Annotated in this window: 13 protein-coding genes; 5 read left to right on the forward strand and 8 right to left on the reverse strand. The window is 64.3% G+C overall.

The features are described 5' to 3' along the window. Positions 1-64: 64 nt before the first annotated feature. The 5 genes from ACGF7Y_RS32210 to ACGF7Y_RS32230 all read right to left on the reverse strand — a co-directional run bounded on the left by ACGF7Y_RS32210 (position 65) and on the right by ACGF7Y_RS32230 (position 7,201). Positions 65-1,543: an aldehyde dehydrogenase gene (locus ACGF7Y_RS32210; protein ID WP_393240436.1), complete on the reverse strand. Its 1,479-nt coding sequence runs from the start codon at positions 1,541-1,543 to the stop codon at positions 65-67. Then, positions 1,540-3,252 carry a flavin-containing monooxygenase gene (locus tag ACGF7Y_RS32215; RefSeq protein WP_393240439.1) on the reverse strand — a complete coding sequence of 571 codons (1,713 nt, stop codon included), beginning with the start codon at positions 3,250-3,252 and terminating at the stop codon, positions 1,540-1,542. The genes ACGF7Y_RS32210 and ACGF7Y_RS32215 overlap by 4 nt, the downstream gene beginning before the upstream one ends. A gap of 183 nt (positions 3,253-3,435) precedes the next feature. Further along, on the reverse strand, positions 3,436-4,545 hold the full coding sequence (locus ACGF7Y_RS32220) for a hypothetical protein (protein WP_393240442.1): 1,110 nt from the start codon (positions 4,543-4,545) through the stop codon (positions 3,436-3,438). A gap of 534 nt (positions 4,546-5,079) precedes the next feature. Continuing rightward, positions 5,080-5,856 (reverse strand): FadR/GntR family transcriptional regulator, encoded by a 777-nt coding sequence (locus tag ACGF7Y_RS32225; RefSeq protein WP_195065971.1) that lies wholly within the window; start codon positions 5,854-5,856, stop codon positions 5,080-5,082. Positions 5,857-6,007: 151 nt separating this feature from the next. Further along, positions 6,008-7,201, reverse strand: a complete 1,194-nt coding sequence (locus tag ACGF7Y_RS32230) for an acetyl-CoA acetyltransferase (protein WP_393240463.1) — start codon at positions 7,199-7,201, stop codon at positions 6,008-6,010. A gap of 134 nt (positions 7,202-7,335) precedes the next feature. On the opposite strand from ACGF7Y_RS32230, the gene ACGF7Y_RS32235 reads away from it, so the two are divergent. From ACGF7Y_RS32235 to ACGF7Y_RS32245, 3 genes are all read left to right on the forward strand, one after another. Next, entirely contained in the window at positions 7,336-8,811 is a 1,476-nt protein-coding gene (locus ACGF7Y_RS32235; protein WP_195065972.1) for an OB-fold domain-containing protein, read from the forward strand. 423 nt (positions 8,812-9,234) lie between these two features. Next, the gene (locus ACGF7Y_RS32240) at positions 9,235-10,119 is read left to right on the forward strand and encodes an SDR family NAD(P)-dependent oxidoreductase (RefSeq protein ID WP_393240446.1); all 885 of its coding nucleotides are present in this window, start codon (positions 9,235-9,237) and stop codon (positions 10,117-10,119) included. Positions 10,120-10,183: 64 nt separating this feature from the next. Beyond that, the gene (locus ACGF7Y_RS32245) at positions 10,184-11,014 is read left to right on the forward strand and encodes an SDR family oxidoreductase (RefSeq protein ID WP_393240466.1); all 831 of its coding nucleotides are present in this window, start codon (positions 10,184-10,186) and stop codon (positions 11,012-11,014) included. A gap of 191 nt (positions 11,015-11,205) precedes the next feature. On the opposite strand, the gene ACGF7Y_RS32250 is transcribed toward ACGF7Y_RS32245, so the two are convergent. The 3 genes from ACGF7Y_RS32250 to ACGF7Y_RS32260 form a co-directional block, all read right to left on the reverse strand. Further along, entirely contained in the window at positions 11,206-11,958 is a 753-nt protein-coding gene (locus tag ACGF7Y_RS32250; protein WP_195065974.1) for an enoyl-CoA hydratase-related protein, read from the reverse strand. Between the two features lie 80 nt (positions 11,959-12,038). Beyond that, positions 12,039-13,208 (reverse strand): acyl-CoA dehydrogenase family protein, encoded by a 1,170-nt coding sequence (locus ACGF7Y_RS32255; RefSeq protein ID WP_393240449.1) that lies wholly within the window; start codon positions 13,206-13,208, stop codon positions 12,039-12,041. 44 nt (positions 13,209-13,252) lie between these two features. Next, on the reverse strand, positions 13,253-14,353 hold the full coding sequence (locus ACGF7Y_RS32260) for an acyl-CoA dehydrogenase family protein (RefSeq protein ID WP_195065976.1): 1,101 nt from the start codon (positions 14,351-14,353) through the stop codon (positions 13,253-13,255). A gap of 119 nt (positions 14,354-14,472) precedes the next feature. On the opposite strand from ACGF7Y_RS32260, the gene ACGF7Y_RS32265 reads away from it, so the two are divergent. Further along, on the forward strand, positions 14,473-15,222 hold the full coding sequence (locus ACGF7Y_RS32265; RefSeq protein ID WP_195140691.1) for an SDR family NAD(P)-dependent oxidoreductase: 750 nt from the start codon (positions 14,473-14,475) through the stop codon (positions 15,220-15,222). Between the two features lie 18 nt (positions 15,223-15,240). Continuing rightward, positions 15,241-16,047: an enoyl-CoA hydratase/isomerase family protein gene (locus ACGF7Y_RS32270; protein ID WP_195065978.1), complete on the forward strand. Its 807-nt coding sequence runs from the start codon at positions 15,241-15,243 to the stop codon at positions 16,045-16,047. Positions 16,048-16,221: the final 174 nt, after the last annotated feature.

Genomic DNA, 16,221 nt, shown 5'->3' on the forward strand with positions numbered 1-16,221 from the left:
GAAGAAGAACCGAGAGCGACGGGCCCGGGCACCATCGAGGTGTCCGGGCCCGTCGTGCATTGAGTCAGTCCGGCATGTGCACGGATTTGGTTTCGAGGAAGGGATGCATGCCCTCCGGTCCGCCCTCCCGGCCGATGCCGGACTTCTTGAAGCCGCCGAATGGGACCGTGGTATCGAATACGGATCCGTTGACCGATATCGTGCCGGTCCGAATGCGTTGCGCGATAGCGTATCCGGACTCGATGTCGGCGGTGTAGATCGCGCCGGACAGTCCGTAATCGGAGTTGTTCGCGATGCGAATGGCGTCGTCGATGTCGCGGTAGGTGATCACTGAGAGAACCGGTCCGAAGATCTCTTCCTGGGCGATTCGGCTGTCGCTGCCGACGTCGGTGAGCAAAGTTGGCTCGATGTAGTAGCCGACGTCCAACCCGGCGGGGCGCTTGCCGCCGGTGACCACTCTCGCTCCTTCGGAGCGGGCGAGCTCGAAGTACTCTTCGACCCGCTCGCGCTGCCGCTGCATGGCCAGCGGCCCCATGAACGTCCCGGGCGCAGTGGGGTCGCCCACCGAGAGTTTTTCCATCCCGTCGGCGATCGCGGCGACGATTTCGTCGTGGCGACGTTCGGAGACCAACACGCGGGTCAACGCGAAACACATCTGCCCGGTATTGCCGCAGCTACCGGGGATGAGGCTGGGCAGCACCTGGTCCAGATCCGCGTCGTCGAGGATGATGGCCGCCGATTTGCCGCCGAGTTCCAGTGTCACCCGGCCGATCCGGTCGGCAACCGAGGCCATGATCCGGCTGCCCGCTGCGGTGCTGCCGGTGAAACTGATCTTGTCCACTCCGGGGTTGGCAACGAGTTCGGCCCCGATTTCGCGGCCGCCGTTGATCACGTTGACCACCCCGGCCGGCATCTGTCCAGCGTCGACCAGCTCTGCGATGATGTCGGCGAGAACCATTGCTGTGAGAGGTGTTTCGGGCGCGGGCTTCAATACGACCGTACATCCTGCGGCGAGAGCGGGACCCATCTTCAGGCAAGCGACGGCCAGCGGACCGTTCCAGGGTGCGATGGCGGCCACCACACCTACCGGCTGCTGAAGGATTCGAGTGATCTTCCCGTCCGCGCGCGGGCGGTCCGTCCTGAATGGGAACTCTCGCGCTTGCTGGGCGTAGTAGCGAAGACAGCCCACGGCGCGGCCGTGACTGGCCTGACTGAAAGCGGTCGGAGCACCGACCTCTGCTGTCTGCAGCGCGGTGACCTGCTCGGCGCGCTTGTCGAGCGCATCGGCGATCGCATCTAGGACCGCAGCGCGATCATCCGGTGTTGTCTGCGCCCAAGGCCCATCGTCGAAAGCGGCGCGGGCAGCATCGACTGCAGCGCGAACATCGGCCGACGATGCCTCCCGGACAGTGGCAATGACCTTTTCGGTGGCAGGGTTCACGACACTCAGCACTGCCTCCCCGGTGGCGGGCGTCCAGCGCCCCGCGATGAATGCGTCGTCGTATTCGGTCACGGACGGCGCAACATCGGGTTGTGTAGTCATTGCGAGCTCCTCTGGCGGGTGTTGTTCGCGGTCACGCGGTATGACTGTGCGATTGGTCGAGGTGAGTCTTTCGCCGTGTTTGTGGTTGCAGGCCGCCCATCAGGCACTGCGCCATGCGTGAAGCCGGGGTAGCCTTTCGCAGCGACGTCGTCGCACCGCTGCCGATAGGCGCCGACGCCACCGGCGTAGGGCATGAAGACGCGTGGCTTGCCGGGCACATTGGCGCCCAAGTACCACGAACGCCCCTTCGTGTACAGCGTCGCGTCCGCGACTTTGTTGACCTCGTCGACCCAGCTGTCCTGAGCATCCTGGTCGGCCTCGGTTCTGGTGATTCCGAGCTCGGCGAGATGAGTGAGGTAGTCGGCGATCCACTCCACGTGCTGTTCGATGGAGACGATCACGTTCGACAGGACCGAAGGGCTTCCAGGGCCGGTGATTGTGAACATGTTCGGAAATCTGTGCACGGCGAGGCCGAGGTAGGTGCGAGGTCCAGCCGCCCATGCGTCGCGCAGAGTCATGCCGCCGCGCCCGCGTATGTCGACGGCCTCGAACGCGCCAGTCATGGCGTCGAAACCGGTCGCGAATATGATGACGTCGACTGGATATACCGTGCCGTCTACTGTCGGGCCTTCGGCGGTGATCCGTTCGATGGGTGTCGTTGACACGTCGACGAGATCGACGTGGTCTCGGTTGTAGGTGGCGTAGTAGTCGGTGTCGACGCAGATCCGTTTGGTTCCGATCGGATAGTCCTTGGGGCACAACAGCTCTGCGGTCGTCGGATCCGCCACGGTTTCCTTGATGCGCTCTCGGACGTAGTCGGCGCTGATCTTGTTGGCCCGTTCGTCGACCAGAGTATCGGTGAAAGCGCCGAGGAAACTGGCGCCTCCTTCTGCCCAGCGCTGGTCGAGTTCTCCGAGAATATCGGTGTCACCGGACAATGCACTGCCTATCGGCGGCGCGGTGACCTGCCCGCCTGCCGACTTCCGGGCGTCCGCTCGAAGGTGGGGGTATACAGCGCGAATACGCGTGAATTCATTGGGGCCCAGTGTGCGGTTGCGTGCTGGCACACTGTAACTCGGAGTGCGCTGGAAGACTGTGACGTGTGCGCAGTCGGCCGCGATCGCCGGCAGAAGTTGAATTCCCGATGATCCGGTGCCGATCATCGCCACACGTTTGCCTCTGAAGTCCACGCCTTCGTGTGGCCAGCGACCGGTGTGGTGGATTTGCCCGGTGAAGTCGTCGATCCCATCGAAAGAGGGAATGCGTGACGCTGAGAGACAGCCCAGGGCGGTGATCAGGAAACGTGCCCGAATATCTCCTGAGGTGGTCCGAACGAGCCATTCGTTCGCTGGTTCGTCGAAATGAGCCGCAGTGACTTTTGTATCGAAGCGGATGTCGCGTCGCAGACCGTAACGGTCGGCGACATGTCCAGCGTAGGAGAGGATCTCGGGCTGTGTGGCGTATTTCTCTGACCACCGCCAATCGGCCTGCAATCGTGGATCGAAGGAATAGGAATAGAAGATCGACTCGGCATCGCATCGAGCGCCGGGATATCTGTTCCAGTACCAGGTGCCGCCGACATCGCTGCCTCGCTCGATCGCGACGACGTCCATGCCGAGACCATCTCGAAGCCGATGAAGCGCGTACATTCCACCGAATCCCGCTCCGATGACGATGGCGTCGTGGCGCTCCTGATTCTGAGTTTTCACGTGGATCTCCAATCGCTGCCGGACGGCAGTCTGCACAGATTCGGGAATTGGGGCAGCGAGGCGCTAACCCGAGGCTGAGCCCGCGGCATTCTCATCGCCTCGTGTGTTGTGCGGCGCGGGACGATGCCGGCGCAGGCTCTCGCACAGCCTCCGCCGGCGCGGAACGTCGAGTGATCGCGAGGATTACAGTCCGGTGATATCGAGGATGAGGACCTGAGCAGTCTCGGGGGCCGAGCCGACGGCGATGTCGCCGACGGTGAGCGCCGGTTCGCCCCCGAGGAATGCCGGGTAGATGACGTTCACATCGGCTGGATTCGCGGTCGGCAGGAGTTCGCCCTCGAGCGTCAGCCGTTGGCGAGAACCGTCGGCTGGAAAAACGAAGATCTCCTTTGCGACCGGGTTGGTCGCGAAGACGGTGCCGCGCTTGCTGACCGCGACCCCATCGCAGATCCCCAAGTCTTTGACAAATGGATCCGGCAGCCGTCCCTCGGCGAAATCCATTGCGTCCAGGCGAATTACGGCACCGTTCAGTGGATCGTGATACGAGGAGGTGACCACCCAGGCGCTGCCATCGATCGGAGACGCGGCGACACCGTTGAACCAACCGTCCCATTCGACTGCCCGTACGGTCGCGGCCGCCTCGGCGCTGTCCTCGAGTAGTCCGTCGATGCTCCCGTAGGGGATACGGTAAACCGCTGACGGTGACGGGGGCGGCAGCGCGCTGGAGGGGTTGGTGTTCGGATTGTCCGCGATGTATATATCTCCGTTGGGTGCCACCGCGACGCCATTGGGCATCTCGACCGGGTGCCCTACAGCCTTGGCGATTGGGGAGTCTGCCCACAGCGCGATCCGGCCGCGTGGTTCCCCGGTGAGAGGATCGAAGGCGAAGATTTGCTGGCGAGCCTCCGCGTCGGTGCCGAGTGGCGCATTGACGTTGACCGCGAAAGGCTTTCCGCCGCAAGCTGTCAGGCCTGTCCCCGCAGGCCACACGTCGGTGCCGAGGCGGTGGATCTCGGTGCCCAGCGTAGCGGTCATGCCGTCGACCAGATGTCGATTGGTCACCGTCACCTCGCCACCGTCGTCGATCCGCGCCTGTGTGATGAACGCCTGGTCCTTCAGATACACCAAGCTCTTGCCTTCCCGATGGTGTGGATTGCCCACCACCATGGCGCAGTTGCCGAAAACCAGGGTCTTGCCATCGTCGAGAAGCTCGGCGCTTTCCGGGTTCGTTGCGCCGGTGACCCGGCCGAGAATTCTGGTCTCGCGCGCGGAAAAACTGCTGAATTCGGTCACGGCGGCCTCCTTTCATCTTCGTATCGGTGTCGAGCAGGGGCTTCTGCCTCATTCGACGGGAATTGTCGACGGACTACGGAACGTAGGGCCTCCGATGGTGCGGGCGTTCGAATCGGCATCGGAGGGGGACTCGTCGACCGAGATCCGCCTCGGTGCTCCGGGCGCGCTGATGATCGACATTCCGCACTCCTGTGATGTGGTTCACCCCAGTATAGGATAAGTATCCTAATAGACGCTATACCCCTCGACTATGCCTAGTCAGGGCGTTGAAGGGACTGATATAGGGGCACTGATATGTCCGACTTGGATGGATGATCCGGGGCCCGTCAACCAGTCGGCTGATGTCGTCTCGGGCATGCAGGTCATGCGGGCCCTGAGTGAGCGTGCGGGCGGGCTTGGCGGCCGGGCCGGTCGCGCCCGCCGGAATGCCGAACCGTGTCAGGGCGCGGCAGCAGTGAGGCTCACACAACCGCGGCGATGGGCACGGGCGGGAAAGGCGGCGCGCTACTGGGTGGTCGAGGCGAGGTCGGTATCTTAAGCGGGGTGCGACTTTCCCCGCACCGACCCATGCGGGTGAATATCCTCGCCGACCCGCAGCAGATGTTGTTGCATCCGGTACCGGGCGATCCCGGCATCTCCGGCGATGACCGCATCCACGATGGCGATGTGGTCTTCGAGGAAGTCCTGCCGAAACCTGGTGATTTGGTCACCGGACGCCACACTCGTGCGCAAGATGTCGAGCTCGAGCTGCGCGAGCGTCTCGGTGAAGAGCTGAATCGCCGGATTGCCACTCAGCTTTGCCAGGGTCGAATGGACGTCGCGGGTCGCCCCCGCACGACCACCTGTAGCAATCGCGGTCTTCTCATGTTCGAGAACCGCCCTGAGTTCCTTGATTCCCTCTTCATCGATGGCTTCGGCGGCGAGTTGTACCGCGATCAGTTCGATGGCTATCCGCGCCGCCGAGAGTTTGTCCGGGGTGATTGCCTCGGAGTCGAGGTAGACAGCGGCGGAACGTATGACTGCCCGGGCATCCGGCTTGGTTACGACCAGTCCGCCGCCGGGGCCGCGACGCATGGTGGCGGTGCCGTGGGCTTCCAAGAGCCGGATGGCCTCTCGCAACACCGCGCGGGAGACCTGGTGCTGCTCGAGCAGTTCCGCCTCCGAGCCGATGACCCGGCCGATAGGCCAGCCCATCTGCATGATCGAGTTCTCGATCCGGTCAGCGACGATCTCGCCGAGTTTGCGGGATTTTCCCTCAGGGTGTGGCGAGGCGTCGGCCTGGCCGAAGCCCGCGGCGTCAGCAGTCGACATGCGTGTCCTCTCTCGGGAAGGCGACCGAGCATTGCGAAAACACAGTATCCGATATGGGTGTGCTGATTTCGGAAGTGCCGCCCCATGCTGCTGGGCACGGCCGGAACCTCTGAACGAACGCGCCCGCGGCGCCAAGCTCTCGCGCGCCGGGTCAGCCCTTCTCTGTGCCGACGACCGAGACGAACGAGACGCAGTCTCCGGGCGGGCCGCCGAGGTTGTGTGTGAGTCCCAGGCTCCGGCCGTGGAGATCGATTTGCCGTTCGGCAGGTGCTTGCCCACGCAACTGCAGCCAGCATTCGTAGAGCATGCGCAATCCAGATGCGCCGACCGGGTGGCCGAAACTCTTGAGCCCGCCATCGGGATTGACGGGGAGGTCGCCGTTGAGCTCGAAGGCGCCTTTGAGCACATCGCTCCAGGCTGATCCGCGTTCAGAGAATCCGAGGTCTTCCATCAGCACCATCTCGGTCGGCGTGAAGCAATCGTGCACTTCGGCCATGGCGATCTCGGAGCGAGGGTCGGTGACTCCCGCCTGCCGGTACGCCTCTCGGGCTGCGCTCACCACCTCGGGAAAGGTGGTGAAGTCGTATCCGGTGTCACGCTGGCCCGAACCGTCGCCCGCGATGAGCGCGAGGCCCTTGACGTACAACGGGTCCGTGCGATGGGCGGCGGCGGCGTCTCCGCGCATCAGGATCGCGGCCGCGGCACCGTCGCTGATCCCGGAACAGTCGAAGACTCCGAGCGTGCCCGCGACCCGCGGCGCCTTCGCGACGGTCTCGGGGGAGACCTCTTTGCGGAACTGTGCCTTCGGGTTGCGGGCGCCGTTGTAGTGGTTCTTGCACGCGATCGACGTGAGTGCGGTGCGCAAATCCTCCTGGGACACACCGTATTTCTCGGCGTAGGCCGGTACCAGCAGGCTGAAGTAGGCCGGCCCGGTCAGCTCGGCCGCGGTTCCGTCATGCGGTATCGGAACCGGCACGAGTCCGGAGGTGCCCGCGTCCTTCATCTTCTCGACACCCAATGCCATGACCACGTCGTAAGCCCCGGCGGTCACCGCGTAGCCGGCATTGCGGAACGCTTCCGAACCCGTGGCGCAGAAGTTCTCCACGCGGGTCACCGGCTTCCCGGACAGTTTCAACGGTCGGCTCAAGGTGAGGCCGCTCATGCCGGTCGCGCGGGTGCCGAGCCAGAACGCATCCACGTCGGACAGTTCGATGCCGGCGTCCTCGCATGCGGCGAGGGCGGCTTCCACGATCAGGTCGTCGGCGCTGCGATCCCACAGCTCACCGAACTGCGTCAAGCCCATCCCGACAATGGCGGCGGCATCTTTGATGCTTCGTGCGGTCATAGGAATGATGATACTCTTCTTTAGAGGAATCGCCTCGTGCAAGCTGAAACTGGCAGCTTAGAGCCAGGTGGGAGGCGTGGCGCGAGTAAATACGTATACTTTATCATTGCCAGAGGTCGGCGACGAGGAGTCTCATGCACGGAATACTCAGTTATGGCAGCCATGTGCCGCGTCACCGGCTGCAGCTGTCGGAAATCGGGCAGGCGCTCGGCGGAACCGGCGGCCGAGGGAGTCGAACCGTCGCGGGTTACGACGAGGACACCACCTCGATGGCGGTTGAGGCGGCGCGTGACGCACTGAGCGGGCATGATCGCTCGGCGATCGAGCAGGTTTTGCTGGCGACGTCGGTTCCGGCGTACCTCGAACGCGCCAATGCGGCCGTCGTCCACGCTGCTCTTCAATTACCTTCCACCGCTTTGGCTTTGGACCATCTCGGCTCCATGCGAGCGGCTGCGGGCGCACTCGTCGCCGCAGCTCGGCATCGCGGCGACGGGGCGCTTCTCGCCATCTTTTCGGATACGCGTTCCGGGCTTCCGGGCAGTGCGGACGAGAAGCTGGGAGCGGACGGTGCTTCGGCCTTACTCGTCGGCCCCGGGTCGGACGAGTGGCCGGTGATCGCCGAATTTCTCGGCACAGCGAGCCGGACACTCGAGGTGTTCGATCGTTGGCGAGTGCCGGGCGATGTTTCCGCCCATGTATGGGAGGAGCGATTCGCCGAAGGCCCCCTCGTCGCGGCAGGATGTGACGTATTGACCGATGCGCTCACCAAAGCTGATCTCACGACGGGCGATGTCGATCATCTGGTGGTCGTCGGCATGCACGATCGTGCGGTGCGCGGCGTCGTGGCCGGGTGTGGCGTGGATCGTCACGCTGCGCGGTATGCCACGGCGGCCGGTACGGCCGGGAGCGCCGGCGTCGCGCAGATCGGATACGGACTCGCTGAGGTCTTCGATCACGCGGAGCCCGGTGAGGTCATCGCCGTGGTCGTGATCGGTGATGGCGCGGTCGGAATCGTCGCCCGGACCACCGAGGCGATCGCGAACCACCGAAACAGTGTGCCGATTGCCCAGTTACGTGATGGCGGTCGCTCGGTTTCCTATCCGACGTATTTGAGCTGGCGTGGGCACTTGCATCGCGAACCGCCGCGGCGACCGGACCCGCAACCCCCGGCAGCGCCTCCCAGCTTCCGCGATGCGGTGTACAAATTCGGATTGGTCGTCGGCGAGTGCTCGAAGTGCGGTGTCGTCAACATCCCGGCAGATCGGGTCTGCATCCGCTGCCACGAGGTGGACTCGCAGGTGCCGCGGCCGTTGTCCGAAGTCCGCGGCGTCATCGTCACCTACACCATCGATCACCTGGCGGTGTCGCCCAGCCCGCCGGTCATCTCGGCCGTGGTGGATTTCGATGGTGGTGGCCGTTTGATCTGTGAGCTCACCGATGTCGGCCCAGAGGAGGTCGAGGTCGGACGACCGGTGCGAATGACCTTCCGGCGGCTTGCTACCAGCGCCGGTGTGCACAACTACTTCTGGAAGGCGCGTCCCGAATTCCTGACGGCTGCAGTGGATCCCGCCGCGCCTGTCAGTACGCGGGAACCGTCGACAAGTAGGTAAGAGGCCTCATACGGCCGGGGGTTCGCCAGGCCATCCGGCGTTTCAGTAGTTCACGTTATGCCAGCATCGACCTCTACGAGGAGTGGCACTCGCTGACCCCCGAGTACGGGATCGACCCGGACTCCGATGCGGTCGCGGTTCCAGTCCGGGCAGAGCAAGGCGATTCCGCTCGCCGTCCCGCTGGTCTTTCCAACCGTCGATCCGTCGGCCGTTTCGGTGAGCTGAGACGGCTGTGAACGACTGGGGTGGAATAGTGCGTGCCCATCTGCCGCCCAAAAGAGTGTCACAAATATGGATGACGTCGATAGTGATTACTGCAAATTGCCGGGGAATGTCGCAAGCCAAGAGGAAATTAGTATACTGAGCGCACCGCAGTATCTGTGACTGTGCGTGGCTCGGTCGATCTCGATGTGGAGGAATTTCATGGGTGCTCTGGATGGTCGGGTGGTCATCGTCACCGGTGCCGGGCGTGGTCTCGGTCAGGCTTACGCCACCTTCTTCGCCGAGGAGGGCGCCGCGGTCGTGCTGACCGATCTCCCGGGAGAAGGCGGACAGAGTCCTGCGGGCGATGTGGCCGCGGAGATCCGGGCGAAAGGTCAGCGCGCTGTCGCTGTGGATGCCGATGTCGCCGACTTCGATTCGGGCAAGCTGTTGGTCGGGACGGCCGTTCGCGAATTCGATGGACTGGACGGCCTGGTGAACAACGCGGGCGTGCTTCGCGACGGACTGCTGGTCAACATGTCCGCCGACGACTGGGATCTCGTCATTCGAGTGAACCTGCGCGGTACCTACGTGCCGACTCACTGGGCTGCGAAGTATTGGCGAGAGGAGAGCAAGGCCGGTCGCCAGCGTCAGGCTGCCCTGGTTCACACCTCGTCCAGCTCCGGGCTGTTCGGCAATGCCGGTCAGGCGAATTACGTTGCTGCCAAAGCGGGAATCGGTATGTTCTCACAGGTCTGCTCGGCCGAGTTGCAGCGCTACGGAGTGCGATCGAACGTGATCGTGCCGGCTGCGCGTACCAGGCTCACCACAGCGGTGCCCAGCGTCGCGAAGCTGATGGCTGCACCGGAAGATTCGGATGCCTTCGATGTGTACAACCCCCGCAACGTCGCGCCGGTCGTCGGTTACCTGCTGTCCGAGAGCTGCGAGCTCACTGCGCAGACTTTCTACGTGCGCGGCGGGCTGGTCAGCTCGGTGCGTTCCTGGCACCACACCGCCGAGCTGTCCCGAGAGTCCCGGTGGACGATCGATGAACTGGCCGCCACGTTGCCCACATTGGCTACCGATGCCTCCGACGACCAGCAGTGATGTGCACATCCGCACGGTGTCGGTGCTCCGGCGCCGATAGATTCAGATCGGGAACATGATCGAAATGACAAAGAGACGTCTGGCGAATCGGACATTGGTGATGTCCGGTGGTAGCCGCGGAATCGGACTGGCGATTCTGCGGACCGCAGCACGAGAAGGCGCGAATGTCGCGTTCGTTGCCAAGACCGATACCCCCCACCCGCGCCTGGAAGGCACGGTGCGCACGGCGGTCGCCGAGATCGAAGCCGAGGGCGGCGGACGGGCACTCGGGATCGTCGGGGATGTTCGCAATGAGGCCGATATCGAACGGCTCGTCAGTGCCGCGGTGGGCGAGTTCGGGGGTGTCGACATCTGTGTGAACAATGCCAGTGTTCTGAATCTGTCTGCGACGGAAGATCTTCCGCTCTCACGCTTCGACTTGATGCAGAACGTCAATATTCGTGGCACGTTCGCGTTGACACGGGCATGTCTGCCGCATCTGCGACGTTCGGACTCCGGGCATGTGCTGTCGTTGTCGCCGCCGCTCAACCTGTCGCAACGGTGGCTCGGCGCACACCCGGCCTATACGTTGTCCAAGTACGGGATGTCGATCGTCACGCTGGGGATCGCGGCAGAAGCGGCGAACCAATCCTTGTCGGTGAATTGCCTGTGGCCGAAAACGACGGTCGCGACTGCGGCGGTGGTGAATATCCTCGGCGGCCAGGAGGCCGCAGCCCGATCGCGGAGCCCGCAAGTCATGGCGGACGCCGCGCTCGAGATCCTGTCGACTCCGGCAGGGAAGGTCACCGGGCAAACCTTGATCGATGAAGACGTCCTGCGCGAGACCGGGGTTGGCGACTTCACCGGGTACGGGGGCGGCACCGAGCCCGATCTGGACATCTTCGTCGATTCGTAAGCGGTTGCGTCCAGCGCGTTCTCCGGCGGCCGACTGTGGCGGTCCGCCCGCGTGGACGTCGAGATAGCGACGGCCGGACATCGTCCGACATGTGAACTTTATAGCGCCTACCGATTACCGCGTTACCGGCATCGTTGGTGGCGTGGTAATCGGCGTACCCCGGTGCCGCTGATGCGGCAGTGGTGCGCTACTCAGTCCCATTCGGGGCTTTCCTTGCTGACGAAGGCTTGTGCTCCCCGGCGGTAGTTGGCGCTGCGGCGAATCCGGCTGTAAGCGCGCCGCGTATCGGCCCACAGGCTGTCGGCACCGTATTCGACTGCCTGCTCGATCAGGGCTCGGGACTCCAGCACCGCTTCCTTGGGATTGGCACCGATTTCTTCCGCGATACGCACAGCCGCCGACAACGCTTCGCCGGCGGCGGTCAACTCACACACGAGACCGAGTTCGTAGAGCCGCGTAGCGTCGATCGGTTGTCCGGTGAGCGCGATGTGCATCGCCGTGGACTTGCCCAGTGCCCGCGCAGTCCGGAACAGGCCACCTTCTGCCGCGAGTACGGATCGCTTGACCTCGGGTAAGCCGAACTTGGCTGTACGGGAGGCGACGATCATGTCGCAGGACAGGGCAAGTTCGAAGCCGCCGCCGACCGCATAACCCTCGACTGCGGCGATCAGTGGCTTGGTCCGGCGTCGCCTGGTGACTCCAGCGAAGCCGTTGGCGTCCACGACCTTGTTCCCGGCGAGGCGGTCGGCGAGATCGGCTCCCGCACAGAAGGTTCCGTCGGCGCCGGAGATGATCCCGGTACGCAGAGTGTCGTCAGCTTCGAACATGTCGAGCGATTGTGACATCGCTGCGAGGACCATATGGTCTACTGCATTTCGCTTGTCCGGACGTTGAATTGTCAGCAGGAGGACGGGGCCGACTCGCGATGCGGTTAGTCCGTTCACAGGAATGAGTGTACTAAATTGCTGAAACGCGAGGCGACTCCGATCAACCAGGATCGGAGCCGCCTCGGACTGTTGATCAATCAGGAGGTCCGGGATACCCACGGGTCGCGGGGCATGTGCAGGACGCGCTCGGCGATCACGTTGCGTTGGATCTCGCTGGTACCGCCTGCGATGGTCGAGGCGCGCGAACGCAGGTAGCCGAACACCCACTTGCCTCGATCCTGTGCGTCGTCGGAGCCGCGGTCCAGCAGGCCGAGGGAACCCGAGATATCCACTGCGAGCTCATAGAGCTCCTTTTCCTGCTCTTGGCCGAACACCTTCATGATCGCCCCCTCGGGCCCCGGCTCGCCGGAGCTCTGGACACTGGCGATGTTCCGCAGGCCGTTCAACCGGATCAGCTCGCTGGCGATCCATTTCTTGGCCAGTGCGGTACGCACCTCGTGGCGGTCGGCAGGTCGCTGCCCCAGCGCATTCCGGCGCTTGGCGAGCTCGGCGACGTTGTCCAGGGTCCGGCGGAAGCCGATCTGTGAGGCGAGGAACTGCGTGTAACGCTCATGGTTCAGTGTGGTGCGGGTGACCTGCCAGCCGGAATTGAGTGGTCCGACAACATTGCTGAGCGGCACGCGCACATCATCGAGGAACACGTCGTTGATGTCATGCTCGCGGCAGATCCGTTCGATGGGGCGAACCGTGACGCCCGGCGAATCCATCGGCAACAACACGAACGACAGCCCGTCGTGTTTGGGAGCGTCGGGATCGGTGCGCACCAGGGCGAACATCCACTGGGCGTAGTGCCCGCCGGTGTTCCACGTCTTCTGACCGTTGATGACGATCTCATCGCCTTCGATGCGCCCGCGCGTGCGCAGGCCGGCCAGATCGGAACCGGCGCCGGGCTCGGAAAACCCTTCACACCAGATCTCGTCGCCGTCGAGCATCGGACGCAGGAACCGCGCCCGCTGTTCGTCGGTGCCGTGACGAATGATCGTGGGACCACACAGATTCAATCCGATGTGGCCGAGCGGACGCGGCACGCCGCGGCGCGCGAGTTCGGCATGATAGGCGATCTGCTGGTCCATCGTCGCACCTCGACCGCCGAATTCTTCGGGCCAGTGGATTGCGATCCACCGATCGGCAGCCATCTTGCGCTGCAGGTCGCGGATGAACTCTCGCCGAGACACCTGTCCTTTCGGCATCCGGAAGTCGCGAGTGCCCCAGCCTTCCGGCAGGTTGTGATCGAGCCAGTCGCGCAACTCGGTGACGAACTGCTCGGTGCTCTGTGTGGCGCTCTCAGTGGTCATCGTGTCGTTTCTCCGTCTTCCAGGAATGCCGAGGCAAGATGATCGAGGTGTTCGTTCGCGTCGCCGTAGAGCAGTTGTCCGGTCTTGGCGCGGCGCAAGTACAGGTGGATGTCGTGCTCGAAGGTGCAACCGATGCCGCCATGCAACTGCAGCGCATCGGCCGCCACGTGCGGACCACTCTCTGCGGCGACGGCTTTCGCCATGTGAACGTAGAGAGCGGCGTCAGGCTCGTTGTCGTGCAGTTTCCAGGCGGCGCCGTAGCAGGCCGAGCGCGCGTTTTCGACTGCTACCACCATGTCCGACAGCTTGTGCTTGACCGCTTGGAAGGAGCCGATCGGATGGCCGAATTGTGTTCGGGTGCGCGCATAGTCGGCGGCGAGGTGCAGTGCGGAATGCGCGACCCCCGTCGTCTCGGCAGCAGTGAGCAGCATTGCGAGGATTGTGGCGTGCTGTATGGCGTCTTCGGCTTCGGTCTCCAGCACGGGCGTCGCCGCGGCCGAATCCAGGCCGAGTTTGGCCAGCCCGGCGCCGGGATCGATCGATGGTGTCGGCTGCACGACACAGCCGGTCGCGGCCACATCCACCGCGTAGATCGCGGGCGAGCCGTTGGCCTCCGCGGCGACCAGGACGGTGTCCGCCCACGCGCCGCCCGGGACCAGTAGGACCTCGCCGTGCAGTGTTGTGTCGCCGCCCTCGCCCAGTGCCTTGACCGCGACCGTTCCGCCGTACGCGGACGGCAGTGCGGCGACGACGATTCGTCCGTCGAGTACCTGCTCGAGCAGCTGTCCGGCCTCGGTTCGACTGCTGCGGGCGAGAATCGAAGTTGCAGCGGCCAGGCCGACGAAGGGTGACGGCGCCGCCGCTCGGCCGATCTCCTCGGCCACCAGCATCTGCTCGATCGCGGTGGACTCGAGATCGAGTTCCTCGAGCCGCAGGCCGAGGGTGCTCAGGCCGGCGTCGTTGAGACGCCCCCACAAGTCGCGTGCCGAGCTGGGGCCATCAGTGGTGAACATGTCTCGAGCCGCTGAGTGCGTAGCGAGCAGCCTGCGGACGTTCTCCTGCAGCGCCTGTTGCTCGCTGCTCAAACTGAACTCCATACCGCCTCCATTAAAAGTGTACTTAATAAGAGTATTGCATGCTTCAGATCGGTGCTGGGTTCGAGACAGTCGTGCTCGACGAGTCCAATCGACTGATTAGATGATACTCTTTTAGTGTGGTGAGTAACCCGAGAGTGGCGGTGATAACTGCCGCGGGCGGTCCGATGGGATCCGCGATCGCCCGGCGGCTGTCGAACCTCGGCTACGCCGTGGCGTTGAATGATCGATCCGCCCGCCGTCTGAGTGTGATTGCCCAGGAACTCGAGGGCGCCCACGGGCGGGTGCTGCCGATTGCCGGTGACGCGACCTCTCGCGAAGTGGCGCGAGCACTCACCGCGGCGGCGCTCGAAGAGTGGGGTCGGGTGGACGGTTTGGTCAATGTGGCCGGCGGGGTGCACGGTCCGTTGAACGTCCCGCTGGAAGACATCACGGATGAGGACTGGCACCGGACGATCGACTTCAATCTGTCATCGGCGTTCGTATGGATGCAGGAAGCGGGACGGGTCATGCTCGCGGCGGGCAGCGGGCGAATCGTCAATATCGGTTCGACCTCGTGGTCGGGTAGTCCTGACCGATCGCACTACGCCGCGGCGAAGGCGGGCCTGGTGGCGCTGACACGTTCGGCGGCGACACAGTGGGCCCGCCGCGGCGTGAATGTGAATATCGTGGTGCCCGGTGCAACAACGACCACCGTCGCGGACCGAGGGGATGGGACCTGGGTCCAGAACTGGGCATCGCACAACCCGCTCGGGCGTCCCAACAATCCTGAGGACATCGCCGACTCGGTGGAGTTTCTCGTATCGAAAGCCAGCCGGAACATCACCGGACAGGTCCTGACTGTGGCCGGTGGACTGAATCCGTCACTCTGACGGACACGAGGAGGACCAATGACAACGAACCGGACGCTGCGTGGCCCCTGGGAGACGCTTCGGGTCGAGATCGAGGACAGTATCCTGCTGGTCGAACTCGACCGGCAGGAGCGGATGAACGCCATCTCGCCAACCATGCTGTCCGAACTGCCGATGGTATGGGACCTGTTCGAGGCAGACGGCTCGTTGCGGGTGGCCGTGATCACCGGTGCCGGTACCCGGGCATTCTGTTCCGGCGCGGATGTCGGAACGGTGGCCGATCGGTCGCGCGCTCGCACCGGGGTGTTCGAGCGGGAGAACCGATTCACTCCATTGCAGGCGAAGGTGTCGAAGCCGACCATCTGCGCGGTGAACGGGGTCTGTGCGGGGGGTGGACTGCATTTTGTTGCCGACACCGATTTCACCATCGCGGCCGACACTGCGACATTCCTCGATCCGCATGTATCGGTCGGCCAGGTCAGCGCGGTGGAGACCATCGTGCTCGCGCGTCGTATGCCGCACCAGGCGGTGATGCGCATGATGTTGCTGGGCCGCGATGAACGTCTCGATGCCGAGCGCGCCCTGCGCCTGGGAATGGTGACCGAGGTCGTTCCTGCGGCCGAATTGCGTGGCCGTGCAATTGAACTGGCGCGGATCATCGCCGGCAACTCGCCGGCTGCCATCGCGGTGAGCCGTGCGTGTCTGTGGGATGCGCTGGAACGACCCATGCACGACGCCGTGCGCTTGGCCTGGCCGGCGCTGCGGGCGCACGGTGACCACCACCCGGACGCGCAGGAAGGGCCGCGGGCCTTCGGGGAGAAGCGTCCTCCGAAGTGGCAGGGCTGAAGCGCAGCCGGAACTGGTCACGGCAAACGGAAGGGGGGCCCCCCCCCCGCCGGGGGGGCCCGACCGGTTGCGGGGGCCGGGCGGGGGGCGGGGGGCCCGCGCCCCACAACGGGGCCGCCAACACGCCGCGACGAAGTCGCGGCAATCGAACACAGCTACCTACTGCGGCGGCTC

This window comes from Nocardia sp. NPDC047654 (assembly GCF_043205035.1).
Lineage (GTDB): Bacteria > Actinomycetota > Actinomycetes > Mycobacteriales > Mycobacteriaceae > Nocardia.

Coding starts and splice junctions, on each gene's coding strand:
- ACGF7Y_RS32245 (WP_393240466.1), top strand. CDS start 10,184: ATGACAAAGAGACGTCTGGCGAATCGGACATTGGTGATGTCCGGTGGT.
- ACGF7Y_RS32210 (WP_393240436.1), bottom strand. CDS start 1,543: ATGACTACACAACCCGATGTTGCGCCGTCCGTGACCGAATACGACGAC.
- ACGF7Y_RS32235 (WP_195065972.1), top strand. CDS start 7,336: ATGCACGGAATACTCAGTTATGGCAGCCATGTGCCGCGTCACCGGCTG.
- ACGF7Y_RS32260 (WP_195065976.1), bottom strand. CDS start 14,353: ATGGAGTTCAGTTTGAGCAGCGAGCAACAGGCGCTGCAGGAGAACGTC.
- ACGF7Y_RS32230 (WP_393240463.1), bottom strand. CDS start 7,201: ATGACCGCACGAAGCATCAAAGATGCCGCCGCCATTGTCGGGATGGGC.
- ACGF7Y_RS32240 (WP_393240446.1), top strand. CDS start 9,235: ATGGGTGCTCTGGATGGTCGGGTGGTCATCGTCACCGGTGCCGGGCGT.
- ACGF7Y_RS32225 (WP_195065971.1), bottom strand. CDS start 5,856: ATGTCGACTGCTGACGCCGCGGGCTTCGGCCAGGCCGACGCCTCGCCA.
- ACGF7Y_RS32270 (WP_195065978.1), top strand. CDS start 15,241: ATGACAACGAACCGGACGCTGCGTGGCCCCTGGGAGACGCTTCGGGTC.